We start from the raw sequence: 25314 nt of genomic DNA on the forward strand, positions 1-25314 counted from the left end.
TCGCACACATGCGCCCTCAGTTCAGAGTCAACGCATAGCGCAGGCGGGACCTCAGGCCTTGAGCAGCACCTCGGTCGCGGCCAGCAGCGCGCACGTCGCCAGCCCGTCGATGGCGACCCGGAGGTCGGGCAGCGACGGGAAGGTCGGCGCGATCCGGATGTTCTTGTCGTCCGGGTCCTTCTTGTACGGGAACGACGCACCGGCCGCGGTCACCGCGATACCGGCGTCCTTGGCCAGGGCCACCGTGCGCTTGGCGGTGCCCGGCCAGACGTCGAGACTGACGAAGTAGCCGCCCTTGGGGTCGGTCCACGACGCGATCTTGGACTCGCTGAGCCGCTCGTCGAGAATCTCGGCGACCGCCGCGAACTTGGGCGCCATCAACGCCTGGTGCCGCTGCATGTGCAGCCGCACGCCGTCGGCGTCGCCGAAGAACCGGACGTGCCGCAGCTGGTTGACCTTGTCCGGGCCGATGGTCTTCTTCTCGGCGTGCTGCAGGTACCAGGCGATGTTGCCGAGTGAGCCGCCGAAGAAGCTGACGCCGGCCCCGGCGAACGTGATCTTCGACGTCGAGGCGAACACATACGGCCGGTGCGGATTGCCCGCGGTGGCCGCCAGCCCCACGATGTCGATGTTCGGCACAGATTCGTGCGTCAGCGTGTGCACGGCGTACGCGTTGTCCCAGAACAGCCGGAAATCGGTTGCCGCCGTTTGCATCTGGACCAGGCGCCGGGTGGCCTCCCACGAGTAGGTGACGCCGGTCGGGTTACCGAAGACGGGGACGCACCACATGCCCTTGATGGCCGGGTCGGCAGCGACGAGCTCCTCGATGAGGTCGACATCGGGGCCGTCCTCGAGCATGGGCACCGGGATCATCTCGATGCCGAAGCTCTCGGTGATCGCGAAGTGACGGTCGTATCCGGGCGACGGGCACAGGAACTTCACGACGGGTTCCTGAACCCAGGGCCGCTGCGAGTCGACGCCGCCGTGCAGGAGCGAGAACACGATGACGTCGTGCATCAGTTCCAGGCTGGCGTTGTTGCCGGCGATCAGGTTCTGCACGGGCAGGCCGAGCAGCTCACCGAAGATCGCCCGCAGCTCGGGCAGGCCGTGCAGGCCGCCGTAGTTACGGGTGTCGGTGCCGTTGGCGTCCAGGTAGGAACCCGGTGTATCCCCGGGCAGGTCCAGCATGGCGTTCGACAGGTCGAGCTGCTGCGGCGACGGCTTGCCACGGGTGAGGTCGAGCGTCAGGTTGCGGGCCTGCAGTTCGGCGTAATTGCGCTGCTGCAGATCATGCTGAGCCTGCAATTCGTCACGGCCGAGGGACAGAAACGACACGGCGCGCCTTTCGCATCAGATCGCGAAAACATAGGGGACCCCGCGCACCCGCCAGAGCCCGTTGACCCTTGCTGCCTTCCGGCCCTGGGGGAGTTCACAGGATGGACGCCGCGCGGGGTCCGGCACTGAGTGTAGTACCCGCCTAATGAGACGCCGGTAGGGCGTCGGATCCGGGTCGGGTACCCTTGTCGACGGAGGATTCGCCTAGTGGCCTATGGCGCTCGCCTGGAACGCGGGTTGGGTTAACAGCCCTCAGGGGTTCAAATCCCCTATCCTCCGCACTCGGTCCGGGGTGCGACCAGCTGATCAGCCGGTCGCACCCCGGCCCCACATCACAGCGAAAAAACTCTCAAGGAGCAGCATGCGGCGGCCGGTAGCGATCCTTTGGCACGCGTCGTTCCTCGTCCTCGCCGGGCTGCTGTTCTTCTTCTTCGCGCTGCCCCGCTGGAACGAGCTGACCGGCGACTGGTCGCACACCCTCGGCACGGCGATGCGCATCGTCTGCGGTCTGGTGATCGCGTTGTCGGCACTGCCGGTGCTGTTCACCCGCCAGCGCACCGCATTGCCCGAGTACGGCACCCCGGAGTTGGCGCTGTCTCTGCGCACCTGGTCCATCGTCCTGCACATCGTCGCGGGCGTCCTGATCGTCGGCGCCGCGATCAGCGAGATCTGGCTGACCCTGGATCAGGCCGGCACCTGGCTGTTCGGCATCTACGGCGGCGCGGCCGGCCTGGCCCTGCTCGCCGCCCTGGCGTTCTACCTGGCCTTCGTCGCCGAGCTGCCCCCGCCGCCCCCGGCGCCGCTCAAGGTCAAGGACGGCACGCGCCGCGGCCGTGGCAAGGGCAAAGACGCCGGCGATGAGGTCCCGGCCGTCACCGCCGAGGCGGGCGACGAAGCCGACGAAGAGACCGCCACCGAGGCCGACGAAGCGGCCACCGAGGCTGCGGAAACCGACGACGCCGGTAACGCCGACGACGCCGAGTCCGATGAAGCTGCCAAGACGTCCGGCGAAGAGACCGCCGACACCAACGAGGACGAGGCTGAAGAAAAGGCCACTGACGACGCCCCCGCCGGTAAGCTGCGCAACCGCCGCTCCGGCAAGGGTTCCGGGTTGTTCGGGCGCGGAGCCTAAGGGCCCGGTCACAGGGCCATCACCTCGCAGTCCGGAGGACAGCACATGGGCGGGTCCCGCTTCTGCGGTCGGCTCGGCGCCGCGATGCTCGCGGTCGCCAGCCTCAGCATCTCCGTGCCCCAGGCCGCTCACGCAGACCCGGCGGCCGCCGAAGCCGTCGAACCCTCGACCGCACGCGTCGACACCGTCATCAACTACCAGCACGCCATCGGAGCCGGCACCGGCTTCGTGCTCGACGCCAATGGCGCCCTGCTGACCAACTTCCACGTCGTCCAGGGCGCCGACAAGGTGACCGCGACCATCGGCGGGCGGCCGTACCGCGCGGACCTGGTCGGCTACGACCGGCACCGCGACATCGCGGTGCTGCAGTTGCGCGGCGCAGCGGACCTGCCGGTCGCGCCGATCGGTGACTCCTCGCTGCTGGCCGTCGGTGACGAGGTCGTGGCGCTGGGCAACGCCGACGGCAGCGGCAGTTCACTGACGCACGAAGCCGGCCACGTCATCGGGCTGAACCGCACCATCACCGCCAAAGACGAGTTGACGGGCAGTTCCGAGCAGGTGACAGGACTCATCCAGTTCGCCGCCCCGGTCCGGGCCGGTGATTCGGGCGGCCCCCTGGTGTCCGCCGACGGCCGGGTGGTCGGGATGACGACCGCGGCCACGCTGAACTACCGCATGGGCCCGGGCGGCGAGGGCTTTGCGATCCCGATCAACGAGGCCATGGCCACCGCAGCGCAGATTCGGGCCGGGGCATCGTCGAACAGCATTCACATCGGGCAGCCGACGCTGCTCGGTGTCGGTGTTGGCGGCACCGATGAGCACTCGCAACTGCCCGGTGTGCTGATCCGCGACGTGATCAGCGGAGGGCCCGCACACATCGCCGGAATGGTCCCGGGCGACGTGCTGGTGAGCATCGACGCCGTCACCGTGAGCTCGGCGGGCGCCCTCACCAGCGTGCTGGACCGCCACTACCCCGGCGACGTCGTGGAGCTTTTCTGGATCGACCGCGCGGGCCAGCAGCACACCGGCAAGGCCGTTTTGACGTCCTGACGCGCGTGTTCTGACCAAAAATATCGACGCTCTCGTCAAAGTTGCTGGATACCGGCACTAACCGGGTACATCCCGCTATGGTGATTTGCCACCGCTCCTCGGCGTTCCGTAATGCGGTTTTGCTGCCGGCCCAAGCCCTTGGCGGGGGCCAAAACGCGAGCTAGATTGACGTCATACCAGACATACAATGAGCCTTCGGTCACAGCTGTTCACGCGGCGGTTACCCGGTCAAAGGGAGAAGCCCAGTGGTCCACCTCTACGTGGAGGCGTACATAGCAGCTTGGGCTGTGGTGACTCTGGTGACGTATCTGCTCGGGCGCCGGATGAGCTGCAGCGAGCAACCACCTGACCGCCCGATCATCACCAGCATTCTGGCCGGCGCCCTGTGGCCTGTCGTCGTGGTCGGCCTCCTGGAGGCATTGACCGTCGCGTTGATGGCCGGCAGCCACGCCTGGCGCAATCCGGCTCCGCTCAATCCCGCGCGCGTCGCCACCGTCGCCACACTGCGCTAGCGCTCAAGCCACTCCACGCAAGTGGGATGCGGACGCCCCGATGGTCGCCTGATCCCCGCCGATCATGGTGCGCAGCAGGGCCTTCTGCTCTCGCAAACCACGCTCGGCCGCGCGGTCCGAACCGCCCGGCAGCACCAGCGCGGCGATGCTGCGGACGCCGTTGACGGGGATGCGCCAGCGCCGGGTACCACGGCGGCATGTAGGCCGGCAGCCCCAGCGTGCGCATCACCCGCGGCCCCAGGAAGGCCGTCGTGACCGACAGGTGCTGCGCCCACGCCAGCCGCCGGCGGATGCCTGCGGCACCGCGGTAATGCCAGCTCAGCGGGTCACGTGCCATCGGTACCGACAGCTGTCTGGTGGTCTCGTCGGCGACGGCCAGCGCAGTGGACGTGTGATAGAGGATGCGGACGCTGTCCCGGAAGGACCGCGGCAGCCATTCGTCCTGCACGCCCATCAGCCAGCCCACGTACCGCGTGAGGTGCGCGATGGCGCTCAGTTCGGCGGGCGTGGTCATGATGCCCATGGCCAGGCCACCGAGAACCGGAGCGATCAGCGCGCCGACCAGCGTGGCTGCCATGTCGGTCTGATTGACCGGCAGGCCCCACTGCTCGGCGCGCCAGTCCGGCAGCGCCTGCACATGTTTGCGCACCATCGCGTGCACGAAGCGGACATGGATCGTGGACCGGTACCCGGAACCGAACTTCTCCAGCCCACCGTCGTCGATGACATCGAGAGCCCACTGCAGGGTCTCGGCAAACCGCTGGTTGGAGCCCTTTTCCAGGGCTCCGGTCCGCAGCAGCGTCTGGTTGAAGCCGGAGAACTGGTAGCCGCCCAGCAGTGCCACGTCCCGGGCGATGTACATGCCGTCGGCGCCGCCACGGCGCAATGCGCGCTGCCCGACCCGCAGTGCTTCGGGGTCGACCCAGGCAGGCGTGGCCTCGACCGATTCGAAGAACCGGCGCAGGGGCTCCGGCGCCTCCGGCACGCCGGCGATGCCGCCGGCCAACGCCCTGTCGAACAGCGGGCGCACCTGCTTCATCCCCGCCTCCGACATCCAGGCGACCAATGAATCCATGGGTTCGTCACCGACATTGAGGCGCTCGCCCAGGCGCTGCCACCCCGCCGCATCGGGTTTCCCGATGGCCAGCATCGCGGCGAACGAACTGATCGCCGCGGGCACAGGTTGCGGCCGGTCGGGATGGCGCGCCGGGATCGGCAGAGACATCGTGCTCAACTCCTTGTCACCGTTGACAACGTGTGTAGTCAAAACTAGGCGGTACCCGGGGTCTCGTCAATGGCAAACGGCGCCCGAACGCATACGCTGATGCTCATGCGGCGGGGAGAACAGAACATGCACACAACGCGACTTGCGGCGGCCTTCACGGCACTCGGGATCGGCGCCGGGATCACACTCGGCGCGGCTCCGATCGCGACGGCCGCCGACGCCCCCGATCAGGTGGCACTGACGGCCATCGACGACATCGCGGCGGGCAACTACGCCGCCGTCACCGCCAGGTTCGACCCGGAACTGCAGAAGCGGTTGTCCCCCAAGGCATTACAGCAGGTGTGGGACGGTTACCAGCGCACGTTCGGGGCATTCCAGTCCCACGGCGGTCCCGAGGACACGCCCCGCGGCGACCTCACCGTCGTCAACGTCCCGCTGCAGATGGACCGCATGCCCGGCCAGTTCCGGGTGAAGATTCACCCGGACGGCACCATCGCGGGCGTGTACTTCCTCAGGGAAGGCGTTCCGGTCCCCTGATCGTCAGGGCTGCCGCGGGTCGATCAGGGTGACGCCGACGGGGCTCGCGGCGCCGAACTCGGGCAGCAGGCGCGCGCCTTCGGCCAGCCCCACCACCCGCTCGACCAGTGCCTGTGGGCGCAGACTGCCTGCGGCGACCAGGTCGAGCATCTCGGGGTAGTCCGCGCTGGCCATGCCGTGCGAGCCCAAAACATCCAATTCCCAAGCGATTACCCGGTCCATGGGCACCTGCGGATGCCCGTCGACGTTGGGCAACAGTCCGACCTGAACGTGGCGCCCCTGCCGTCGCAAGCTGTGGATGGCGTCGGCACACGTCCCCGCCGTACCCACCGCGTCGACCGCGACGTGACTGCCACCGCCGGTCAGGTCATGCACCGTGGCAGGCACGCCACCGCCGTTGGCGAGGACGGTCTCGGTGGCACCGAGGGTCCGCGCCAGCTCCAGGGCGGCCGGCGTGCGGTCGACGGCAATGACGTTGGCGCCGGCGGCAGCCGCCACCTGGACGGCACTGAGGCCCACGCCCCCGACGCCGATCACCGTGACCCACTCGCCGGGCTTGACGTCGGCGCGGGCCCGTAGTGCGCGGTAGGCGGTGGCGAACCGGCACCCCAGCGCCGCTGCCGCGGCGTCGTCGATATCTTCCGATACCGCAACAAGATTCGTGTCCGCGGCGTGCAGGGCCACATATTCGCCGAACGAGCCCCAATGGGTGAAACCCGGCTGAGTCTGATCGGGGCACACCTGGGCCTGCCCGGTAGTGCACCACTCACAGGTGCCACACCCGCACACGAATGGCGTGGTGACCCGGTCACCGACCCGCCAGCGCCGGACGTCGGCACCGACCGCGACCACTTCGCCGACCAGTTCATGGCCGGGCACGTGCGGGAGTGCGACGCCGTCGTCGTGGCCGGCCCAGGCGTGCCAGTCGCTGCGGCACAACCCCGTCGCGTGCACCTGCACCACCACACCGCCGGGCGACGGCGTCGGGTCCGGGACCGACCGGACGTCCACCGGCCCGCCGAACTGCTCGAAGATCACCGCACGCATCAAGTCATCGTCGCACGCCCGGACGCGCCGGAGGCACCGCAGCGAGCAACGCCCGGGTGTACTCATGCTCCGGGTGCGCGAACAGCTCTGCGGCAGAGCGGTATTCCACCGCTTCACCACCGCGCAGCACCAGGACGTCGTGACTCACCCGCTCGATCACCGCGAGGTCGTGGCCGATGAACAGGTAAGTCAGGCCACGCTCCTGCTGCAGCCGCGCCAGCAGATCCAGCACCGTGGCCTGCACCGACACGTCGAGCGACGCCGTGGCCTCGTCGAGGATCAGCAGCTCGGGCTGCAGTGCCAGCGCGCGGGCGATGTTGACGCGCTGCCGCTCACCGCCGGACAGTTCGTGGGGATAGCGCTGAGCGTAGGTCGACGGCAGCTCGACAGAATCGAGCAGTTGGGCCACCCGCGCCTGCCGGTCCTTGGCGCGCGGCAACGGCTCGGCGATCGAAACACCCACCGGGATACGGGGATTCAGCGATGAAAACGAGTCCTGGAACACCAGGCCGATGCGGCGACGCACGGCCTTGCGATCGCGGCGCCCGACCGCCAAGACATCGGTGCCGCCCAGCAGAGCCCGGCCACCGTCGGGTTTGACCAGACCGGTCAGCGCAGCGGCCACGGTCGACTTCCCCGACCCCGACTCCCCCACCAGACCGAGCGTCGTCCCCCGCCGGATGCGGAACGACACGTCCTTCACCGCATGGACGACCAGCCGGCCCGTCGGTGTGGTGACGGGGAACCGGACGTCCAGCCCCGAGACGTCGAGCAGCGGCTCGGTGTCGGGGACGTCGCGCAGCGGGTGCCCCAAAACCGTTCTGGCATCGAGTAATTCGCCGGTGTAGGACTGGCTCGGGGCCTCGAAGATCGTGTCGACGGGCGCCTGCTCGACGGTCTCCCCGCCGCGCAGCACCGTGACCGTGTCGGCGACCTCACCGATGACCCCGAGGTCGTGACTGATCCAGACCACCGCGGTGCCGAACTCGCGCTGCAACTCCCGCACCAGGGCGATGATCTGCGCCTGGGTGGTGACGTCCAGCGCCGTCGTCGGCTCGTCGGCGATGAGCAGTTCCGGATCGCAGGCCAAGGCGATCGCGATCATCACCCGCTGGCGCTGCCCGCCGGAGAGTTGATGCGGATAGCTGCGCAGCCGCTGCCCCGGGTCCGGCAGCCCCACCGCATCCAACAGCTGCAGGGCTCGTGCCCGGGCCTGTCGACGGGTCAGATTCTTGTGCGTCGCAAGCGATTCGGTGATCTGTCGTTCCACCGTCAGGAGCGGGTTCAGTGACGTCCCCGGATCCTGGAAGACGAAGCCGATCCGTCCGCCGTGCACGCGGCGCAACGTCCGCGCCGGGGCACCGACGAGTTCCTGTTGTCCGGCAAGGACACTCGATCCGGTGACGACCGCGCCGGGCGCGTCGAGCAGTCCGGTGGCGGCCAGCACCGTCGTCGTCTTCCCGGAACCCGATTCGCCGACGATGCCGAGCGTCTGCTCGCGCTCGACCTCCAGCGAGACACCGCGCACGATCTCGCTGCGCCCGATCCGCACACGTAGCTCATCGACGGCCAGGATCACGAGCGCCTCCGCGCCTCGATCATGTTGCGCTGCTTGGGATCCAGGACGTCACGCAACCCGTCACCCAGCAGGTTGCAGGCCAGCACGATGACGACGATCGCCGCGCCGGGGAACACCGCCATCCACCAGGCCAGCGTGACGAAGCCCTGCGAGTCGAAGATCATGCGGCCCAGGGAGGGCTGCGGCGGCTGGATGCCGAGGCCCAGGAAGGACAGCGCGGCCTCGGACAGGATGGCGAACGCCAGCGACAGTGACGTCTGGACGATGAGCGGTCCGGTGATATTGGGCAGGACGTGCCGGACCAGGATGTAGCCCGTGCCGGTGCCCATGGTGCGCGACACCGCGACGTAAGGCTCCTCCCGCACCGCCAGCGTGCTGGCCCGCGCCACCCGCGCGAAGATCGGCACGTAGACGACGCTGATCGCGGCAATGGTGGTGGCCAGGCCCGGCCCGAGCACCGCGACGATCGCCATGGCCAGCAGCAGCACCGGGAACGCGAACATCACGTCGACGACCCGCATCACCACGGTGTCCACCCAGCCGCCGCGGTACCCGGCACCGAGACCCAGCGCGATGCCGACCACCGCCGCGCACGCCACGCTGACGACAGCGACCGTCATCGACGCCTGCAGCCCCGCCAGTACCCGGGACAGCACATCGCGTCCCAGTTCGTCGGTGCCGAACCAGTGCGCGCCGCTCGGCGGTCGCAATGCCTGCGGTACGTCCACGTCGTTGATGCCATACGGCACCAGCCAGGTGGCGCCGACAGCGACGACGACGGCCACGACCACAACGGCGGCGCTGAGCACCGTGACGGGATTGCTGGGCAGTTTCATGACAGCCGAATCCGTGGATCGACAAGGGCATACAGCACATCAACCACCAGATTGACCGCCAGGAACAGGACCGCGATCAGCAGCACCGCGCCCTGGATGACGGGATAGTCGCGCGCGGCCACCGACAGGTAGACCAACCGCCCCAACCCCGGCCAGGCGAACACCACTTCGACGACGATGACGCCGCCGAGGATGGTCGCCAGCTGGATACCGGTGATGGTGAGGATCGGCACCAGGGCATTGCGGACGACGTGCCGCAGCGTGATGACCCGCGGCGGTAGGCCTTTCGAGCGCGCGGTTCTCACATAACCCATCGCGGACACCTCCAGCACCGCTGAGCGCACGTAGCGCGTCATGATCGCCGCGGCCACCAGGCCCACGGTGACGCCCGGCAGGATCACGTGGCGCAGCCAGCCCGCCGGATCGTCGAACAGCGGCCGGTAGCCCGATGTCGGCAACCAGCCCAATGTCGTGGAGAACAGCGAGATGAGCAGGATGCCCAGCCAGAAGTCCGGGACGGATACTCCGAATTGGCTTGTCACCCGGACGATCACGTCACTGATCCGGCCCTCGTGCGTGGCGGCGTAGATCCCGGCGGGTAGGGCGATCACCAAAGCCAGCACGATCCCGACGACGGCCAGCGAGACGGTGGCCGGCAACCGTTCGGCCAGCACCTGCGCCACGGGGTCGCCACTGCGGAAGCTGACACCGAGATTGCCCGTCGCGGCATGGCCGAGGTAGCTGACGAATTGGGCGGGCAGTGGCCGATCCAGACCACTTGCGTGGCGCAGGGCGTCGTACGCCTCGGGCGTGTACCGCGTCCCCAAGGCGATGCGCACCGGGTCACCGGGGACCAGATGGGCCAGGGCGAACACCACGATGAGTACGCCCACCAGGACCACCAGTGAGTAGACGAGCCGGCGGGCCAGGAACCGCAGGATGATCATGGCCGGCCACCGCCGAGCACCGCGTCCCGGAACCGAATTGCCTTGTCGCGCCGCGCCTCATACCCCGTGAGCTTCGGCGACCACGCCTGCACCACCGCGGGGTTGTACAGGTAGAGATAGCTGACCTGATCGGCGATGAGCGTCGCGGCCTGCGCGTAATCCTGGTGTCGCACTTGCTGATCCGTCTCCGTGCGGCCGGCGTCCAGCAGCGCGTCGACGCGCGGGTCGGAGAACTTCTGGGCGTTACTGGCTCCGCCGGTGTGGTGCTGCGCGTAGTAGAAATCGTCGGGATCGATGTTGCCGAGCCAGCCCATCATCAACATGTCGAAGTGTCCGTTGTGCTGTTCGTCGAGCCAGGTGGCGAAGTCGACGGTCCGGATGGTGACCCGGATACCCAACGGCGCAAGGTTGTCGGCGATCACCTGGGCGGCCGTGACGGTCTGCGGGTACTCACTGGTGACCAGCAGATCCATGGCGGCCGGGGCGGCACCGGCCTGCGCCAGCAGTCGACCGGCCTCGCCGATGTCGTAGCGGTACCGGTCATACGGCGTGTACCACGGGTTGCCCTGCGGAATGGCGAGTTGATTGGCCTGCGCCGCGCCGTAACTGGTCGCCTGCACGATGGAGGCCCGGTCGATGGCGTACGCGATGGCCTGCCGCACCCGCACGTCCTGCCACTGCGGCCGGGCCTGGTTGAGGGCCAGGTACCAGTAGTCGTTGCTCGGCGTCACCGCGAGGTGGATCGAATCGTCGCCCCGCAGCCCCGCCACCCGCTGCGGGGGCACCGTGTCGGTCCAGTCGATTTCGCCGGCCTGCAGCGCCGACAGCGCCGTCGACGGTTCGCTGATGAAGCGGAACGTCACGCCCGGAATCCGCGGGGCACCGGCCCAGTACCGCGGATTTGCGCGCAGCGTGATTGCATCGCCGCTGCGCTGGTTCACGAAGGCGAACGGCCCGGTGCCGATCGGGTGGCTCGCGATCTGCCCGTCCTCGACGTTGCGGCGCTGCACGATGGCCATGCCCTTGAACCCGCCGAGATTGGTCAGCAGGTTCGGCGTGGGGTGCGCGACGGTGATCCGGACCGTGTGGTCGTCGGTGGCGGTGACGCCGGTGACGGCGCTGAACTTGTCGGCATTGGCCAGCTTGCCGTCGATGATGCGCCGGTACGAGTAGACGACGTCGGACGCGGTGAGCGGGCTGCCGTCGTGGAACGTCACCCCGGGCCGCAAATGGAACGTCCAGGTCAGCTGATCGGGCGCGACGTCCCACGATTGAGCCAGCGCCGGCCGCATGGTGAGCGCGGCGTCAGGTTCCACCAGGGTGTCGAAGACGTTCTCCAGCACTTCGAACGAGAAGTACGCGCTGGTCTTCTGCGGGTCGAGCTGGTCGGGTTCGCCCGAGATGGCAGCAATCAGATAGCCCGCGTCCCGGCCCAGATCGACGCGCTGGGCAGGCGAACAAGCCGCTGCAAGAAGGACAGAAATGACAGCGAGCACGGCCGCAACCAGTCGCATGTCCGTCACTTCCGGGCCGGGGCCGGCATGCGGTGGGAGGCCGGCGCACTCCTGCAGTGGCTGTACCCAGCGGTGTGCCGGTTCACACCTGGCATCGATATGTGCAGTTCAGGGTGCAGACAGGTAACCCACTGAGCTACGATGCCGGGCGGACGTTTTCTTCCTAACGTCCTGCTCTACATGAGAGAAGTTGGTATATGCCACAGGGAACTGTGAAATGGTTCAACAGTGAGAAGGGCTTCGGCTTCATCACTCCGGACGACGGCAGCAAGGATCTGTTCGTCCACTACTCGGAGATCCGTAGCAACGGATTCCGCACCCTCGACGAGGGCCAGCGCGTGGAGTTCGAGGTCGGTCAGGGCAGCAAGGGCCCCGCTGCGACCGGAGTCACCGCGATCTAACTGAGCCCCCAAAGCTCAGTGGGCTGGTGCGGAACGCTTCGCACCAGCCCACAAATCTTTCTCCACACTGTCGACGGATGCTCAGGCTTCTGACCTGGGCATTCGTACGGCGGCGTGCCGGCTCACAGCCAGCCGAGCGCACGCGCGCCGTTATGGAGCACCATCGCGCCGATGACGACCATGATCACGGCCATCAACGCGGCGTTGTTCGTCTCCATCCAATCCTTGAGCCGCCTCATCGTGTCGTCCAACCGGGCACCGGCAGCCGCGTAGGCCAGCGTCGGAATCGCCACCGTCGACGCCGCGACGATGACGAAGAACGCCGCGGCCAGCCAGTCACCCTCGAGCCCGAGCCCTGCGGTCCCGATCGCCAACCCTGCCGGCACGCAGATCAAGATGACGTCCGGGCGCACCAGCACGAGCGCCGTGCCCATCACTGCCGCACGCGCCGGGGTGACGGTCGCAACCTTCTTCATCCAGCCGGGCGAATCGGTGCTGCTGTGCCGGGTGAACCAGCGATAGATGCCGAAGACGATGAGCGCGGCACCCAGCACCACCCGCAGCCACGACGCCCACTCCGGTGGCTCCTTGTGGCCGTGGTGCGCGCCGCTCAGCGAATGCGACAACTGAACGCACACCGCGATCACCGCGGCGAGGCCGACCGTCCAGCCGGCGAGGAACGCCAGGCCCGTGGGCCGGGGCCGCGACGCCTGCAGGACCAACACCGCAGGGATGACGGTGATCGGCGACAGGGCGACCACCAGCCCGAGCGGAACGAGCCCGGTCAAAACGGTGCCCCAGCTTCCAGTCATGGGCAGCAATCTACCTAGTCGTCGGCGTGCTGCCCCTTCAAATCGCGGTCCTTGCTCGGTTGCACCCGCTTCGGCTCACCCGGCATCTTCGGATAGTTCGGTGGATACGGCAGATCCCCGAGCCCGCGGTCCTCGTCGGCCTGCACCATCTCGAGCAGCGGCTCCAGGGAGTGTGCGACGTCGTCGATGCCGGCCCACGGATCATCGCGCTGCGCAAGCAGATTCGGCACGGTGGCCATGGTGTAGTCGTCGGGATCGGCGTCGGCGAGCTCGGCCCAGGACAGTGGTGTCGACACCGTGGCGATCGGCGTCTTGCGCACCGAGTACGCCGAGGCGAAGGTCCGGTCGCGCGCGTTCTGGTTGTAGTCGATGAACAACCGCCGGCCGCGTTCTTCCTTCCACCACGACGTCGTCACCGCGTCGGGTGCGCGCCGTTCCACTTCCCGCGCCAGCGCGATGCCGGCGCGACGCACCGCGATGAAGTCCCACTCCGGTTTGATCCGGACGAACACGTGCACACCCCGACCGCCGGAGGTCTTGGGGTAGCCGGTCAGGCCGAGTTCGTCGAGAATCGGTTTCAATACGCCCGTCGCAATCTCCCGCGCCTCCGCGAAACCGGTGCCCGGCTGCGGATCCAGGTCGATGCGCAGCTCGTCGGGGTGCTCGACGTCCGGGCAGCGCACCTGCCACGGATGCAGCGTGATAGTGCCCATCTGCGCGGCCCAGATGATGGCCGACGGGTGCGTCACCTTGAGCGCGTCGGCGGTACGCCCCGACGGGAACGTCACCGTGCAGGTCTTCAGATAGTCGGGATGCTTTACGGGAACGCGCTTTTGGTAGATCTCCTCACCCTCGATGCCGTCGGGGAAGCGTTGCAGGTGGGTCGGCCGGTCCCGCAGCAAGGTCACCATGCGGTCGGCGACTGACAGGTAGTAGTCGACCATCGTGCGTTTGGTGCCCTTGCTGCCCAGCTGCGGAAAGTACACCTTGTCGGGGTTGGTGAACCGGACCGCGACGCCGTCGACGTCGAGTTCTTCTGCGGCACTTGCCATCAGTTCTTCTCCAGGACGTCGTACAAGTCATAGTTCAGCGGCACATCGAGCTGCTCGAAGGTGCAGCTCTCCGGATCCCGGTCCGGGCGCCAGCGCCGGAACTTCACCGTGTGCCGGAATCGCCTGCCGGCTCGGCCCTTTCCCGTCGCTGCGCTCGCCTGGTCTGTATTTCCCTCCATCTGGTCGTATGCCACCTCACATACCCGCTCCGGACGGATCGGAATCCAGGTCTTGTCGGCCGCCGAGTTCCACCGGCTCGGTTCACCGTCCTGAGCGTCACCGGTGCGCAGTGGCTCCAATTCGGCCAGCAACGCGATGCGGTCCTTGACGGTGAATGACGCTGCGCCACCGACCATGTGGAGATTGCCTTCGTCGGTGTAGAGGCCCAGGAGAATCGACCCGATACCCTCACCGCTCTTGTGGATGCGATAGCCGATGGCCACGCAGTCCGCATCGCGGGCGTGCTTGACCTTGACCATCTCGCGCTTGCCCGGCAGGTAGGCGCCGTCGAGGCGTTTGGCGATCACGCCGTCGAGCCCCGCGCCCTCGAAGGTCGTCAGCCAGTGCGCGCCCATTTCGGGGTCTTCGGTGGTCCGGGTGACGTGGCACCACTGCTTTTCCTTCACCAGGTCCTGCAGTACGGCGCGGCGGACCCGGAACGGCTCGGCCAGCAGGCTGCGGTCGCCGTCGGCCAGCGCGTCGAACCCGATGAAGTGCGCCGGGGTCTGTTCCGCCAGCATCTGCACCCGGCTGGCCGCGGGATGGATGCGCTGGCTCAGCGACTCCCAATCCAGCCGGATCCGCCCGTTGATCTCGCGCGGCACCACCACCTCGCCGTCGAGCACGCAGCGCGGTGCGATCTCGTCCCGCAGCGCCGCGAGCAGTTCCGGAAAGTACCGGCCCAACTCTTTACCGTTGCGCGACTGCAGCACCACCTCGTCGCCGTCCCTGAACACCAGGGCCCGGAATCCGTCCCATTTGGGCTCGTAGGACCAAAGCCCTGCCTCGTCCGGCACTTTCACGGCGGCCTTGGCCAACATCGGGTCTATCGGTGGCTGCACGGGTAGGTCCACGGTTTCCATACTCAACTAGACCGACGCGGACGGGCAATCTCATCGCCCGGCGCGTTACATTGCGGTCGTGTCCCATTCCCCCGCCGGCCGGTTCGCACCGAGCCCGTCCGCCGATCTGCACATCGGCAACGTGCGCACCGCAATACTGGCGTGGTTGTTCGCGCGGTCCACGGGCCGGCGCTTCCTCGTTCGTGTCGAAGACCTGGACGACCGCACGTTCCCCGATGTGGCGCAGCGGCAACTGGACCACCTGGCGGCCGTCGGGCTGACGTGGGACGAACCGCCCGAATACCAGGCCTCGCATGAGGGCCGGTATCTCGCCGTCGTCGATGACCTCACCGAACGCGGCCTGACATTCGAATGTTTTTGCAGCAGAAAGGACATCCTGCAGGCGCCGCGGGCCCCGCATGCGCCGGAGGGTGCGTACCCGGGCACCTGCCGGAACCTCAGCGCCGACGAGCGCGCCCAGCGCCGCGCGGCAGGTCGACCGCCGGCCATCCGATTGCGTTCGGACACAACCGAATACACCGTCACCGATCTGCTGCACGGACCGTACACGGGCGTCGTCGACGACTTCGTGCTGCGCCGGGGCGACAACGTGCCGGCCTACAACCTGGCCGTCGTGGTGGACGACGCCGCCCAGGGCGTCGACCAGGTGGTCCGCGGCGACGACCTGCTGCCCTCATCTCCGCGGCAGGCGTATCTGGCTGCGCTGCTGGGCTATTCGCAGCCCGTTTACGCGCACGTCCCGCTGGTGCTCAACGCCGACGGGAAGCGGCTGGCCAAACGCGATGGTGCGGTCACGGTTTCGGAAATCGGGGCGGAATCCGCGGTGGCGCAGATCGCGGCGTCGCTGGGCTACACCGCCACCACACTCGATGGGATTCTGGCCGAGTTCGATCCGGCCAGACTGCCGCGCAAGCCGTGGATTTTCCGGCCCTAGCCAGGCAAGGTGACCTACACCCGCCGCGGCACTCCGAAGACCTTGGCCAGAATGAAGTCTCGCATCGGAGCCGGCAGGTTCGTCAGAAATGCAGCCTGTAGCTTGGGGCCCAACCCGACGACGTACCGCGCCTTGGGACGCCGTGCGGTGAGCGCTTCCTCCACCACCGCAACGACTTTCGCCGGATTGACCGCCATCTTCTGCGACAGCGGAATCATCTTCTTCATGCCCGCGATGTGCCGGTCATATAGCGCGTGCTGAGCGGGAGACACACCGGCCTCCAACTCGACGACCAGGTCGTCGGCCTTGCGCCACATGTCCGTGTCGGTCTGCGCGGGCTCCACGACCACCACCGGAACACCCCAGGGCCGCAACTCGATTCGCAGCGCTTCAGCGCCGGCTTCCAGCGCGAACTTCGACGCCGCGTAAGCACCCAGCATCGGCGAGGACAGCTGCCCGTTGACGCTCGAGATGAAGACCACGCGGCCACGGGACTCCCGCAATTTGGGCAGCAGCGCCGCGGTCACGGCGAACTGGCCAACCACGTTGACGTCCAACTGCTTCCGCCAATCCGCGGGCGTCAGCGTCTCGACCGGACCGGCAACCACGATGCCCGCATTGTTCACGACGGCATCCAGCCGGTCGGGCAGGGCCGCCGCCAGCGCCGCGACATCGGCTTCAGAGGTGACGTCAAGGATCACCGCAGAGATCCGCTGCGGGGCCCGTGCCACGACCGCGGCCGCGTCGGCTTCGGTGCGCACCCCGGCGATGACGTCCCACCCGGTCGCGGCCAGGTGCTCGGTGATGGCCAGTCCGATGCCGCGGCCGGCACCGGTGACAAGAACTGAAGGCATACGCGCGAGAGTAACTTGGCTCAGACGGTAACCGGCAGGGTGGCCAGGCCACGCAAGGTCAGATTGGGCTTGTAGACGGGCTCCCCGGCCAACTGCGCGTTCGGGAATCGGGCCGCGAGTGCCGACAGGGCAACCGACGCCTCCAACCGGGCCAACGGTGCGCCGAGGCAGAAGTGCGGCCCCTTGCCGAAGGCCAGGTGCTTGATGGCGCCGCGGTCCGGGTCGAATTCGCCGGGCCGGTCGTACATGCGCGGATCCCGTTGCGCGGCAGCCAGAAGCAGCATCATGATGTCGCCCTTCGGTACCGCCACGTCACCGATCTGGATGTCCTGGACGGCGACGCGGCTGGTGAGCTGCACGGGCGGGTCGAAGCGCAGCGTCTCCTCGACGATGGTCGACGCCCGCGCCGGGTCCGCCGCCAACTCCGCCCAGTACCGCGGGTGCCGCAGCATGGCCAGCGCCCCGTTGGCGATCAGGTTCACCGTCGTTTCGTGCCCGGCGATCAGCAGCAGGTTGCAGGTCGCCACGATCTCTTCGGAGGTCAGCTGGTCGCCGTCCTCCTCGGCGGCGATGAGCGCGGAGATAAGGTCCTCCCCCGGCGAGCTACGCCGCTGCTCGATGAGGTCCCGCAGATACCCGCGCAGCCAGAGGCCGGCCTCCATCAGATCGCTGTTGTCCTCGGCCGTCTCATCGTTCACAGCCACGAAAGGATCGAGCCCGTGTGCCAGCAGCGCCGAGGCCCGGCTGAACAGCGGCTCGTCGGCCATCGGTACGCCGAGCAGCCGGCAGATCACCGCGACCGGCAGCGGGTAGGCCAGGTCGGCCACCACATCCATGGTGCCCGTCACGCCTTCCAGGAGCCCGTCGACCATGGTCACGATGTCGGCCTCGAGTGCCTTGATCACCTTGGGCGCGAACGCCTTCTGCGCCAGTCCACGCAGCCGGGTGTGGTCCGGCGGATCGAGGAACAGGAAGCCCGGTTCACCGAAAGGCCTTGCGGGCCGCTGCCCGGCGGCGATCTGCTTCTGCGTGACGGTCGACTTCAACCGGTCGTTGGCCGACGCCGGATGCCGCAACACCTCGTCGCAGTCGGCAAAGCCCGGGAACACGACCAGATTGGCATCGGGCAGCGCCAGCGGCCCGGCGTCCAGGAATCGCTCGTACAGCGGGTACGGATCAGCCCGGTTGCCCGGATCCATCAACCCCAGAAGCAGCGTTTGTGGGTCGATCACTCCAGGTGCACCAGTCATACAAGCAATTGTGCACAGAGTGGGATCGTCGCAGGTGGCTAGCTTGAGGCGTAGTCCGGCAGGCTGAAGTCGTCGTGCAATTGGCGGTGAATCATCCAGTCACCGATACCACGGATCCCGAGCAGTCGGCTCATCTGGTTGCGCGCCCAGACACCCGGCGCGCTCCTCGGCGCGAACGACGACGCAAATCGCTCCGCAGCTCGTTGTTTACCCGCGATGAACGGACGCAGCGACCGTTGGTAGCGACCAAATGCGGCAGTGAAATCCCCGCCCGCGCGGCCCAACTCGCCGGCCAGCACGTAGGCCTCGAGCATCGCCAGTCCGGTGCCCTCCCCGGCCAACAGCGATACCGCGGCGGCCGCGTCGCCGATCAGCATGATCCGTCCCACGGACCACTCGGCCATGCGAATCTGACAGACCCGGTCGTAATAGACGTCGTCGGCGCCGTCGAGTGCCATCAAGATCTGACGACTCTCCCAACCGGCATCGTCGAACACGTCATGCAAGAGAGTCTTCACCTCATCGGTTCCGGCCGGCTCTGTTCCCCGCACCTGATCAATGGTGAACACCAGCAGCAGCATCACACGGTCATCGTGCATCGTGAACCGACTCAACATCCGCCCGGGCAGCCCGTGCGACATGTAGACGAGTTCATCCCTGGGTTGATATCCCCGCGCCTCGAAGGCCGCCACCCGAAAACCGAGCTCGTGCTCGTACTTCGAATCAGGTCCGAAAACCAAGCGGCGCACCTGTGAGTGCAAGCCGTCTGCGCCGACAAGCAGATCGAATTCGCGCGCCCCACCGCGCTGGAGTTCGATCTGCACGCGCGAATCATCTTGGCTGACCGCGGTGATGGTGTCGCCGAAGATCGTCTCGACCTCGCTGTCGATGGCGCCATGGATCATGGCTGCCAGGTCTCCGCGCGGCACACTCGTGAACCTGCCGCCGAGCGCCCGCCGGAAGCCCGCAGTCGGGAATCCACCGACCCGGCGCCCGTCGTGGTCGACGAACCGAACCTCCTCAACCTGGTATCCAGCGACGTCGAGGTGCGGGCACAAGGCCATGCGTTCAGCGATGTCGTATCCCAGACCCCAGAAGTCGATGACATAACCGCCGGTGCGCAGCTGTGGCGACCTCTCGATCACCGTCACTTCGTGACCACCGCGGCACAACCAGTAGGCCAGTGTCGGACCGGCGACGCCGGCACCGCTGATAGCAATTCTCATGACGAAACCCGTTCCGGAACAGTCATGTTCAGCCCCTCGATTACTATATGGGACTATTATGCCATGATGGGCATCTCAGTACCATATGAGTCGACGGGCCGGCGCAGCCAGAAATCCCGCACCCGCGCAGCACTGGTGGCCGCGACTCGCGATCTGCTCGCGCACGGTCTGCTGCCCACCATCGAGGACGCTGCCCACGCCGCCGACATTTCCCGCACCACCGCGTATCGATACTTCCCGAACCAGCGGTCCCTGTTGGCCGCGGTGCACCCGGAACTCGACGCGACCTCCCTGCTTCCCGATCCAGCACCGGACGACCCCCACCAACGACTGGAACTCGTGATGCGCGAATGCCTGCGGATCACCATCGAGTGGGAGCCCGAACTACGCGCATCACTGCGACTCTCACTCGAGCCCGACAACGCCGAACTGCCGGAATTGCGCCGAGGTCATGCAATCCCGTGGATCGAGGACGCCTTGCTCCCCCTCCGCGACAGCCACCCCGACCTCGACGTCCACCGCCTCGCCATCACAATCCGCGCGGCGACGGGCATCGAGTCGTTCGTGTGGCTGGTTGACGTGGCCAGGATCAGCAAAGACGAAGCCGCCGAAATACTCTGCCGGACAGCACAAGCCATCCTCACCGACGTACTCTCGGACTAACCGCGGTAGTAGCGCCCCAACACGTGGTCCCTCAGCTCGTCGAATTCACCGGCGATGATGGCGGCGCGAATCTGGTCGACGAGCCGGATGATGAACCGTTCGTTGTGGATGGTGCCCAGCGTCGACGCCAGAATCTCCTTGGCCTTGAACAGGTGGTGCAGGTACGCCCGCGTGTAGTTCGCGCAGGTGTAGCAATCACATTCGGCATCAATGGGATTGAAGTCGCGTTTGAACCGCGCGTTGGTGACGTTGAAGCGGCCCGTCGCCGAGTACATCGCGGCATTGCGGGCGACCCGTGACGGCGACACGCAATCGAAGGTGTCGGCACCGGCCTCGATCGCGGCGAACAGGTCGTCGGGCTCGCTGATGCCCAACAGGTGCCGGGGCTTGTCGTCGGGCAGTTCGTCGGTGACCCAGCCGACGATGGTCGCCAGATTCTGTTTCTCCAGCGCGCCACCGATGCCGTACCCGTCGAAGCCATGCCCGTCGTCGTCGACGATCCCGACGAGGCCCTTGGTCGCCTGCCGGCGCAGATCCTCGTACTGCGCCCCCTGCACCACCCCGAACAGCGCCTGAGCCGGTTTGCCGGCACGTTCGATGCTCAGGCGACGATGTTCGGCCAGGCAGCGCACCGCCCACCGGTGGGTGCGTTCCACCGAACGTTCCTGGTAGGCGCGGGTGTTCACCAGCGTGGTCAGCTCGTCGAACGCGAAGATGATGTCCGCTCCCAGCTGGTGCTGGATACCGATCGACACCTCGGGCGTGAAGCGGTGTTTGTCGCCGTTGAGGTGCGACCGGAATGTCACTCCATCCTCGTCGACATGCGCAAGACGTTCTTTGCCTTCGGCGATGATGTCGTCGGCCTGCAAACGGGCCGTGTCCATGGCCAGCACCTTCTTGAAGCCCACGCCGAGCGACATCACCTGGAAGCCACCACTGTCGGTGAATGTCGGCCCGGGCCAGTTCATGAAGGCGCCGAGGCCACCCGCCTCGTCCACCACATCCGGACCGGGCTGCAGGTACAGATGGTAGGCGTTGGCCAGAAGTGCCTGTGCGCCAAGTTCTTTCATGGTCTCCGGCAGGACGCCCTTGACCGTGGCGGCGGTGCCGACGGCAATGAACGCCGGGGTCTGGATGTCACCGTGCGGGGTGTGGATCACCCCGGCCCGGCCACGCCGCCCCGGCATCTGTGCGGTGACCTCGAAGAACTGCGAATTCACCGCTGTATTCAATCAATTCCCGGCCCAGCACCCGAATGCCGGCTAACAACGCGGAAACAAACAGGTCAGGACCGTTATGGAGATTTTCTGTGAATACCATGAATGGCCGGTTGGCGAACCCCATAATGCACTGGATGACCCGCCGATCGTGGACGGTTCGCACTACAGAGGAGCACAAGTTATGAAACGTGGTTTGGTTGTCGCGGTCGCTGGCGCCGCGGTTCTGGCCGCCGGCCTGACCGGCTGTTCCAAGGATGAGAAGAAGTCGGGCGACTCGTCGGCCACCGCCTCGGCCTCGGCGTCGTCGGCTGCTGGTAACTCCAGTGCAGGCTCCGGCACTGCGAAGGTCAGCATCGACGGCAAGGCCCAGGACGTCCAGGGCCAGATCGGCTGCACCACGGCAGCCGGCAACGTGGTCATCGCCATCGGCAACGCCTCGGGCGGCCTTGGCGTCACCCTGACCGACGCCGACCCGCCGGTCGTCAAGACCGTCGGTCTGGGCAGCGTCGGCGGCATCACCCTGGGCTACACCGACGGTGTGCCCGGCGGCGAAGCGAAGGCCACCAAGGACGGCAAGACCTACAAGATCAGCGGCACCGCGACCGGTGTCGACATGGCCAACCCGATGGAACCGGCCAAGAAGCCCTTCGAGATCGAGGTGACCTGCCCCTAGCAGGTCCGCACAGACACGGGTGGTGCTCCGGAAGCCGGAACACCACCCGTTCTGCGTTCCGGGGAAGTTGCAAATTCCCGTCTAAAGGCCTGGTCGCGGGAGTACCGTCCGGTTCACGCCTAGTCGGGGGAGCGTCGATGTCAGTCCAGGTATGGCCGACCACCAGTCCATCCGTTCGCGGTGTGCCGCGCGTCTTCCTGCTGATCGCGCTGTGCTGTGCACTGCTCATGAGCCCGGCCACCAACGTCACGTCGGGTTTCGTCGTCGACCTGATGAACACCGTGATCGGTATCGGCGGACGCGGCGACCCGACGTCGGCCAACATCCCTGCCAAGCTCAACGGCACCGTCAAGCCGCCGGGCTACACGTACCTGCCCATCAACTACCCGGCGTCGATCCAGCTGTCGGCGAGCACCGCCATCTCGGGGCCCAAGGTGTACAACGCCATCCTGGCCCGGCCCGGTGAGCAGTTGATCGTCGCGGGCTATTCGGAGGGCTCGTTGGGCGCCGAATTCGCCAAGCGACGGCTGCTGGCCAACAACACCGGCCCCGCCGCGTCGCAGCTGTCGTTCGTGATGATCGGTTCGCCCTTCGCCGGTAACGGCGGCATCTTCGAACGGTTCCCCGGCATGAGTGTGCCGTTCATCGTCAACAACATGGGCCCGGCGGCGCCATCGAAGTACGACAGCACGTACTACACCCGCGAGTACGACCCGTACGCCGATTTCCCGGCGTACTTCAACCCACTCTCGCTGGCCAACAGCGCGCTCGGCGTCATGTTCGCGCACCCGGACGCGTACTACGACACGTACATCCCCGGCACCACGTCCGCCATCGTCACCCCGGTGACCAACAGCGCAGGCGGTCACGACACCTACGTGTTCATCAAGACTCCCGATCTGCCACTGCTGGTGCCGCTGCGCATCGCCGCCGGCGCCATCGGACTGACGCCGTTGGTCAAACCGCTGCTGGACGCCGTCGAGCCGCTGCTGCGGGTGCTGGTCGACATGGGCTACACCGACCGGGAAAACCTGAATCCGGCCAAGAAGACGCCGTTCTCGTTGTTCACGCCGCTGTCGAAGATCGTCGAGACGCTGAACGCGATACCCGGCGCTCTACAGGAAGGCGCCAACAACTTCGTCACCGACCTGCACCTGCCTCCACTGGCGGCCACGTCGGCAGTCACCCCCACTGTCACGCCACTGGATGCTTCCGCCAAGAAGCAGACGGCTTTGGCGCCGGTCGCGGCGACAGTCGACGACAAGCCGACGGCGACTTCTCAGACTGACCAGAAAGCCGACGACAAGACCGACCTGAAGGTCGATCAGACGGTCGGCCAGAAAGTGGCGGACAAGCCGGACACGCCGTCCGACCCCGACCAGAAGCCGACCGGGTCCGACGAGCCGAAGGTGAAATCACCGACGCCGCAAGCGGATCAGGACACGCCACCGGCCAAGTCCACGACGCCGAAGGACGATCCCGACACCCCACCGGTGAAGGTCACCAAGCCCAGGAAAAAGAAGAACGCGCCGGCCCCGGACGCCGACAGCCCGAAGGTGAAGTCGGACCCGAAGGGCGGATCCGAGACCGGGCCGAAGGGTACTGCCAAGAACGAGTCCAGCTCGGCCGCAGCCTGATTCGCGATCAGGACGTCGTCACGAACCGGGGCGGGCGACGTACCAAGCATCTCGAACGTGACTCTTGCAGCTGTCCGTCAGTCCGGAAACTCGACATCGGCCGCGGCGCTGAGGCGCTGCGCGGGAAACCCGGCCTGGTTGCATGTTCGGGTGACGATGTCAGCAGAGTCGGCCACAAAACGCCGAACGCCACCTCGTCATGGGGTACCGCAATGACGCTGGCCACGCGGACGGCGGCCCCGTCAGTCGACAGTGATTCTGCCGCCGCATCGAGCGTCGCGGCCGCCTCTGCAAGCATCGGGCCGAAGAAATTCGAGTGGTACCACTCGACCAGGTAGCACGGTTGCGCCGCACGCATGAACGAAAGATATGACACTCGGCGAACCAGGCATATAGGGGTTTTCCCTAGCACTTCGGCCAACGGAGAATCATGTCTGCGGGCGAGTGATCCTCCGGCCCAGCTCCGACACCGCGGTGCGCACAGATCGCGATCCCCCTCGAATCGCGATCTGTCCGCACGTTCGACGCCGCTGATTCCACTCCCGGCGAGCGTCAAGCAAACACTTTACATACCATTGGTCTTGAATTACGATTTCGGCAGGCACTTGCGGCGCAGCCGCAGGTCAGTCACGTCGCGAAAGGCCTCAGACGTGAGCGCAACAGTCGTCGGGGAGTACCGGCCGTGGTCACGGTCGAGGATTTTTCGCGCGTAGTTTCGTCGATCTACGACTCAGCGGTCCAGCCTGAACATTGGACCGCGACGATGGCCGAACTCCACACCATGTTCGGCGCAACCGGCGGCTCGGCCCTGGTGGTGGCAGACAGCGTGAGCCGGGCTCCCCAGAGCACCACCATCCCGCCCGACGCCCTGGCCGAATACGCGGAGTACTACCGCCACATCGACTACCTCCTCGAGGCAGTCGAGGCCGGACCGGTCGGGTACGTCCACAGCTGTCAGGAACTCGCCGAGCTGCAACCGAAGGCGGAGTTCCGCATGGACTGGATGCGGCCGCACCACCTCAACGACGGGCTGTTCGTCCGCTTGACCGACGGTCCCACGCCCGCCACCTGGCTGATCGCCACCGAGAAGTACTCCGAACCATTCGACACCGCTGAGCGAGTCCAACTGGCCGAGGCGCTGGTCCCCCATTTTCAGCGCGCGCTGCGCATCCAGCACGACCTCAGCGAGGCCACCCACCAGATTCGTAACATCTCGTCGGCAATGGACAACGTGACCCGCATCGGGATGGCCGTGGTGGACAGCGCCTTGGCGGTGCGTTACCTCAACGCCGCGGCGGAGAACATCATCCGCCGCCACGACGGCCTCACCATCCGCGACGGATCCTTCGAGTTCGCCCATCCGCCCGCAGCCGGGGGGCTGCGGCACGGCATCAACGCCGCGCTCGGGCAGACAGGTCAGGTGGTGCGGGGCACCACATCGCTGCTGTGCCCACGGCCATCCGGCCGACGCCCGTACGTCATCCATGTCCTGCCGTTCCGGCATGTGACGGCGCCCCTCGCCGATTCACGGGCCCTGGTTCTGATCCTCGATCCCGAACACCACCCACAACCGGACGGCGAGTTGCTGCGCCGCCTGTACGGGCTGACGACGGCCGAAGCAGCGGTAGCCATCAGGCTCATGCAGGGCGACGGGATCAAGCCGATCGCCGAGACCATGTGCCTGTCCCCGGGCACCGTCCGCACTCACGTTCAGCACATCTTCGACAAGACGGGCACCCACCGGCAGGCCGAGCTGGTACGCGTACTTCTCGCCATATCCCTGTAGTGCCAACCAA

General features: G+C 67.0%; 23 protein-coding genes, 1 tRNA gene, 1 other RNA gene and 1 pseudogene. 11 read left to right on the plus strand and 15 right to left on the minus strand.

Features of this window, described 5'->3' with window-relative positions; translation table 11 throughout:
* Positions 1 to 51: 51 nt before the first annotated feature.
* Both EB75_RS11290 and ffs read right to left on the minus strand, forming a co-directional pair.
* On the minus strand, positions 52 to 1335 hold the full coding sequence (locus EB75_RS11290) for an aspartate aminotransferase type Ic (RefSeq protein ID WP_073695491.1): 1284 nt from the start codon (positions 1333 to 1335) through the stop codon (positions 52 to 54).
* 28 nt (positions 1336 to 1363) lie between these two features.
* An RNA gene (gene ffs / locus EB75_RS11295) (signal recognition particle sRNA small type) lies at positions 1364 to 1460 on the minus strand.
* 68 nt (positions 1461 to 1528) lie between these two features.
* Here ffs and EB75_RS11300 point away from each other — a divergent pair.
* From EB75_RS11300 to EB75_RS11315, 4 genes are all read left to right on the plus strand, one after another.
* A tRNA-Ser gene (locus tag EB75_RS11300) sits at positions 1529 to 1614 on the plus strand.
* 82 nt (positions 1615 to 1696) lie between these two features.
* Positions 1697 to 2467, plus strand: coding sequence for a lipid uptake coordinator LucA (gene lucA, locus EB75_RS11305; protein WP_073695492.1), 771 nt, complete (start codon positions 1697 to 1699; stop codon positions 2465 to 2467).
* Positions 2468 to 2512: 45 nt separating this feature from the next.
* A complete protein-coding gene (locus tag EB75_RS11310; RefSeq protein WP_073695493.1) occupies positions 2513 to 3517 on the plus strand; it encodes a S1C family serine protease in 1005 nt (334 codons plus the stop codon).
* A 290-nt stretch (positions 3518 to 3807) separates the two neighbouring features.
* Positions 3808 to 4029, plus strand: coding sequence for a hypothetical protein (locus tag EB75_RS11315; protein WP_142239551.1), 222 nt, complete (start codon positions 3808 to 3810; stop codon positions 4027 to 4029).
* Between the two features lie 3 nt (positions 4030 to 4032).
* On the opposite strand, the pseudogene EB75_RS11320 reads toward EB75_RS11315, so the two are convergent.
* A pseudogene (locus tag EB75_RS11320) lies at positions 4033 to 5254 on the minus strand (oxygenase MpaB family protein).
* A gap of 105 nt (positions 5255 to 5359) precedes the next feature.
* On the opposite strand from EB75_RS11320, the gene EB75_RS11325 reads away from it, so the two are divergent.
* Positions 5360 to 5791, plus strand: a complete 432-nt coding sequence (locus EB75_RS11325) for a DUF3887 domain-containing protein (RefSeq protein WP_168176029.1) — start codon at positions 5360 to 5362, stop codon at positions 5789 to 5791.
* A gap of 3 nt (positions 5792 to 5794) precedes the next feature.
* On the opposite strand, the gene EB75_RS11330 is transcribed toward EB75_RS11325, so the two are convergent.
* Genes EB75_RS11330 through EB75_RS11350 form a run of 5 tightly spaced genes read right to left on the minus strand, consistent with a single transcriptional unit; the run spans position 5795 to position 11714 of the window.
* On the minus strand, positions 5795 to 6838 hold the full coding sequence (locus EB75_RS11330) for a zinc-binding dehydrogenase (protein ID WP_073695496.1): 1044 nt from the start codon (positions 6836 to 6838) through the stop codon (positions 5795 to 5797).
* Between the two features lie 4 nt (positions 6839 to 6842).
* Positions 6843 to 8417 carry a dipeptide ABC transporter ATP-binding protein gene (locus tag EB75_RS11335; RefSeq protein WP_073695497.1) on the minus strand — a complete coding sequence of 525 codons (1575 nt, stop codon included), beginning with the start codon at positions 8415 to 8417 and terminating at the stop codon, positions 6843 to 6845.
* Positions 8414 to 9253: an ABC transporter permease gene (locus tag EB75_RS11340; protein WP_073695498.1), complete on the minus strand. Its 840-nt coding sequence runs from the start codon at positions 9251 to 9253 to the stop codon at positions 8414 to 8416. The genes EB75_RS11335 and EB75_RS11340 overlap by 4 nt, the downstream gene beginning before the upstream one ends.
* On the minus strand, positions 9250 to 10200 hold the full coding sequence (locus tag EB75_RS11345) for an ABC transporter permease (RefSeq protein ID WP_073695499.1): 951 nt from the start codon (positions 10198 to 10200) through the stop codon (positions 9250 to 9252). Before EB75_RS11345 ends, EB75_RS11340 begins: the two co-directional genes overlap by 4 nt.
* Positions 10197 to 11714 (minus strand): ABC transporter substrate-binding protein, encoded by a 1518-nt coding sequence (locus tag EB75_RS11350; RefSeq protein WP_073695500.1) that lies wholly within the window; start codon positions 11712 to 11714, stop codon positions 10197 to 10199. Before EB75_RS11350 ends, EB75_RS11345 begins: the two co-directional genes overlap by 4 nt.
* Positions 11715 to 11911: 197 nt before the next feature.
* On the opposite strand from EB75_RS11350, the gene cspE reads away from it, so the two are divergent.
* Positions 11912 to 12115: a transcription antiterminator/RNA stability regulator CspE gene (cspE, locus tag EB75_RS11355; protein ID WP_073695501.1), complete on the plus strand. Its 204-nt coding sequence runs from the start codon at positions 11912 to 11914 to the stop codon at positions 12113 to 12115.
* 122 nt (positions 12116 to 12237) lie between these two features.
* Here the strand turns inward: cspE and EB75_RS11360 are convergent, their stop codons facing one another.
* The 3 genes from EB75_RS11360 to EB75_RS11370 are packed head-to-tail and all read right to left on the minus strand — an operon-like array spanning position 12238 to position 15061.
* On the minus strand, positions 12238 to 12927 hold the full coding sequence (locus EB75_RS11360; RefSeq protein WP_073695502.1) for a GAP family protein: 690 nt from the start codon (positions 12925 to 12927) through the stop codon (positions 12238 to 12240).
* Between the two features lie 14 nt (positions 12928 to 12941).
* Positions 12942 to 13979 (minus strand): non-homologous end-joining DNA ligase, encoded by a 1038-nt coding sequence (ligD, locus tag EB75_RS11365; protein ID WP_073695503.1) that lies wholly within the window; start codon positions 13977 to 13979, stop codon positions 12942 to 12944.
* A complete protein-coding gene (locus EB75_RS11370) occupies positions 13979 to 15061 on the minus strand; it encodes an ATP-dependent DNA ligase (RefSeq protein ID WP_073695504.1) in 1083 nt (360 codons plus the stop codon). The genes ligD and EB75_RS11370 overlap by 1 nt, the downstream gene beginning before the upstream one ends.
* 58 nt (positions 15062 to 15119) lie before the next feature.
* Between EB75_RS11370 and gluQRS the strand changes: the two genes are divergently transcribed.
* Positions 15120 to 15995, plus strand: a complete 876-nt coding sequence (gluQRS, locus tag EB75_RS11375; RefSeq protein ID WP_073695505.1) for a tRNA glutamyl-Q(34) synthetase GluQRS — start codon at positions 15120 to 15122, stop codon at positions 15993 to 15995.
* Between the two features lie 14 nt (positions 15996 to 16009).
* Here the strand turns inward: gluQRS and EB75_RS11380 are convergent, their stop codons facing one another.
* From EB75_RS11380 to EB75_RS11390, 3 genes are read right to left on the minus strand one after another with little or no spacing between them, the layout of a single operon-like run.
* Positions 16010 to 16849 (minus strand): SDR family NAD(P)-dependent oxidoreductase, encoded by an 840-nt coding sequence (locus EB75_RS11380; RefSeq protein WP_073695506.1) that lies wholly within the window; start codon positions 16847 to 16849, stop codon positions 16010 to 16012.
* Between the two features lie 20 nt (positions 16850 to 16869).
* Positions 16870 to 18099, minus strand: a complete 1230-nt coding sequence (locus tag EB75_RS11385) for a cytochrome P450 (protein WP_073695507.1) — start codon at positions 18097 to 18099, stop codon at positions 16870 to 16872.
* A 38-nt stretch (positions 18100 to 18137) separates the two neighbouring features.
* On the minus strand, positions 18138 to 19325 hold the full coding sequence (locus tag EB75_RS11390) for an FAD-binding domain (protein WP_073695508.1): 1188 nt from the start codon (positions 19323 to 19325) through the stop codon (positions 18138 to 18140).
* 66 nt (positions 19326 to 19391) lie between these two features.
* Here EB75_RS11390 and EB75_RS11395 point away from each other — a divergent pair, with 66 nt between their 5' ends.
* Positions 19392 to 19988, plus strand: a complete 597-nt coding sequence (locus EB75_RS11395) for a TetR/AcrR family transcriptional regulator (RefSeq protein ID WP_142239553.1) — start codon at positions 19392 to 19394, stop codon at positions 19986 to 19988.
* Here the strand turns inward: EB75_RS11395 and tgt are convergent.
* Positions 19985 to 21175 carry a tRNA guanosine(34) transglycosylase Tgt gene (tgt, locus tag EB75_RS11400; RefSeq protein ID WP_502689362.1) on the minus strand — a complete coding sequence of 397 codons (1191 nt, stop codon included), beginning with the start codon at positions 21173 to 21175 and terminating at the stop codon, positions 19985 to 19987. The genes EB75_RS11395 and tgt overlap by 4 nt on opposite strands.
* A gap of 214 nt (positions 21176 to 21389) precedes the next feature.
* Between tgt and EB75_RS11405 the strand changes: the two genes are divergently transcribed.
* The 3 genes from EB75_RS11405 to EB75_RS11420 all read left to right on the plus strand — a co-directional run bounded on the left by EB75_RS11405 (position 21390) and on the right by EB75_RS11420 (position 25304).
* Complete coding sequence (locus tag EB75_RS11405) at positions 21390 to 21881, plus strand: lipoprotein LpqH (protein ID WP_073695511.1); 492 nt, start codon at positions 21390 to 21392, stop codon at positions 21879 to 21881.
* 137 nt (positions 21882 to 22018) lie between these two features.
* Positions 22019 to 23518: a PE-PPE domain-containing protein gene (locus EB75_RS11410; protein WP_083612167.1), complete on the plus strand. Its 1500-nt coding sequence runs from the start codon at positions 22019 to 22021 to the stop codon at positions 23516 to 23518.
* 763 nt (positions 23519 to 24281) lie between these two features.
* Positions 24282 to 25304 (plus strand): helix-turn-helix transcriptional regulator, encoded by a 1023-nt coding sequence (locus tag EB75_RS11420; protein WP_142239554.1) that lies wholly within the window; start codon positions 24282 to 24284, stop codon positions 25302 to 25304.
* The last annotated feature ends 10 nt before the right edge of the window (positions 25305 to 25314 follow it).

Origin of the sequence: Mycobacterium sp. ST-F2 (genome assembly GCF_001905655.1) — a bacterium.
Classification (GTDB): Bacteria; Actinomycetota; Actinomycetes; order Mycobacteriales; family Mycobacteriaceae; genus Mycobacterium.

What these genes read in the sequence shown, in the direction of transcription:
- lucA (WP_073695492.1), top strand. Translation starts at nt 1,697, where the DNA reads ATGCGGCGGCCGGTAGCGATCCTTTGGCACGCGTCGTTCCTCGTCCTC.
- EB75_RS11310 (WP_073695493.1), top strand. Translation starts at nt 2,513, where the DNA reads ATGGGCGGGTCCCGCTTCTGCGGTCGGCTCGGCGCCGCGATGCTCGCG.
- EB75_RS11325 (WP_168176029.1), top strand. Translation starts at nt 5,360, where the DNA reads ATGCGGCGGGGAGAACAGAACATGCACACAACGCGACTTGCGGCGGCC.
- EB75_RS11330 (WP_073695496.1), bottom strand. Translation starts at nt 6,838, where the DNA reads ATGCGTGCGGTGATCTTCGAGCAGTTCGGCGGGCCGGTGGACGTCCGG.
- EB75_RS11340 (WP_073695498.1), bottom strand. Translation starts at nt 9,253, where the DNA reads ATGAAACTGCCCAGCAATCCCGTCACGGTGCTCAGCGCCGCCGTTGTG.
- EB75_RS11345 (WP_073695499.1), bottom strand. Translation starts at nt 10,200, where the DNA reads ATGATCATCCTGCGGTTCCTGGCCCGCCGGCTCGTCTACTCACTGGTG.
- EB75_RS11350 (WP_073695500.1), bottom strand. Translation starts at nt 11,714, where the DNA reads ATGCGACTGGTTGCGGCCGTGCTCGCTGTCATTTCTGTCCTTCTTGCA.
- cspE (WP_073695501.1), top strand. Translation starts at nt 11,912, where the DNA reads ATGCCACAGGGAACTGTGAAATGGTTCAACAGTGAGAAGGGCTTCGGC.
- EB75_RS11360 (WP_073695502.1), bottom strand. Translation starts at nt 12,927, where the DNA reads ATGACTGGAAGCTGGGGCACCGTTTTGACCGGGCTCGTTCCGCTCGGG.
- ligD (WP_073695503.1), bottom strand. Translation starts at nt 13,979, where the DNA reads ATGGCAAGTGCCGCAGAAGAACTCGACGTCGACGGCGTCGCGGTCCGG.
- EB75_RS11370 (WP_073695504.1), bottom strand. Translation starts at nt 15,061, where the DNA reads ATGGAAACCGTGGACCTACCCGTGCAGCCACCGATAGACCCGATGTTG.
- EB75_RS11380 (WP_073695506.1), bottom strand. Translation starts at nt 16,849, where the DNA reads ATGCCTTCAGTTCTTGTCACCGGTGCCGGCCGCGGCATCGGACTGGCC.
- EB75_RS11385 (WP_073695507.1), bottom strand. Translation starts at nt 18,099, where the DNA reads ATGACTGGTGCACCTGGAGTGATCGACCCACAAACGCTGCTTCTGGGG.
- EB75_RS11390 (WP_073695508.1), bottom strand. Translation starts at nt 19,325, where the DNA reads ATGAGAATTGCTATCAGCGGTGCCGGCGTCGCCGGTCCGACACTGGCC.
- EB75_RS11395 (WP_142239553.1), top strand. Translation starts at nt 19,392, where the DNA reads ATGGGCATCTCAGTACCATATGAGTCGACGGGCCGGCGCAGCCAGAAA.
- tgt (WP_502689362.1), bottom strand. Translation starts at nt 21,175, where the DNA reads ATGCCGGGGCGGCGTGGCCGGGCCGGGGTGATCCACACCCCGCACGGT.
- EB75_RS11405 (WP_073695511.1), top strand. Translation starts at nt 21,390, where the DNA reads ATGAAACGTGGTTTGGTTGTCGCGGTCGCTGGCGCCGCGGTTCTGGCC.
- EB75_RS11410 (WP_083612167.1), top strand. Translation starts at nt 22,019, where the DNA reads ATGTCAGTCCAGGTATGGCCGACCACCAGTCCATCCGTTCGCGGTGTG.
- EB75_RS11420 (WP_142239554.1), top strand. Translation starts at nt 24,282, where the DNA reads ATGGCCGAACTCCACACCATGTTCGGCGCAACCGGCGGCTCGGCCCTG.